Here is a 504-nt window from a genome sequence, read left to right on the forward strand (position 1 = left end):
GCCAAGATCGGCGTGCTCGGCCTCAACGGTTCGGGTAAATCCACCCTGTTGAAAATCATGGCCGGCGTCGACACCGAGTTCGAAGGCGAAGCCCGCCCGATGCCAGAACTGAACATCGGCTACCTGCCGCAAGAGCCGATCCTGGACCCGACCAAGACCGTGCGTGAAGTGGTTGAAGAAGCCGTCAGCGTGATCAAGAACGCCCAGGCGCGCCTGGACGAGGTCTACGCGGCCTACGCTGAAGAAGATGCCGACTTCGACAAACTGGCCGCCGAACAGGCCAAGCTCGAAGCCATCCTGCAAGCCGGCGACGGTCACAACCTGGAGCGCCAATTGGAAGTCGCCGCCGACGCACTGCGCCTGCCAGCGTGGGACGCCAAGGTCGAATTCCTGTCCGGTGGTGAAAAGCGTCGCGTGGCCCTGTGCCGCCTGCTGCTGTCGGCCCCCGACATGCTGCTGCTCGACGAACCGACCAACCACTTGGACGCCGATTCCGTCGCCTGG

1 protein-coding gene is annotated in these 504 nt (G+C 63.7%); it reads left to right on the plus strand.

Annotation, left to right across the window (positions count from 1 at the left end; all coding sequences use genetic code 11):
• Positions 1-504 (plus strand): ATP-binding cassette domain-containing protein (locus SOP95_RS31540; protein ID WP_323609520.1); only part of this gene is annotated, 504 nt, incomplete at both ends.

Source organism: Pseudomonas sp. YuFO8, assembly GCF_035065025.1.
Classification (GTDB): domain Bacteria; phylum Pseudomonadota; class Gammaproteobacteria; order Pseudomonadales; family Pseudomonadaceae; genus Aquipseudomonas; species Aquipseudomonas putida_AE.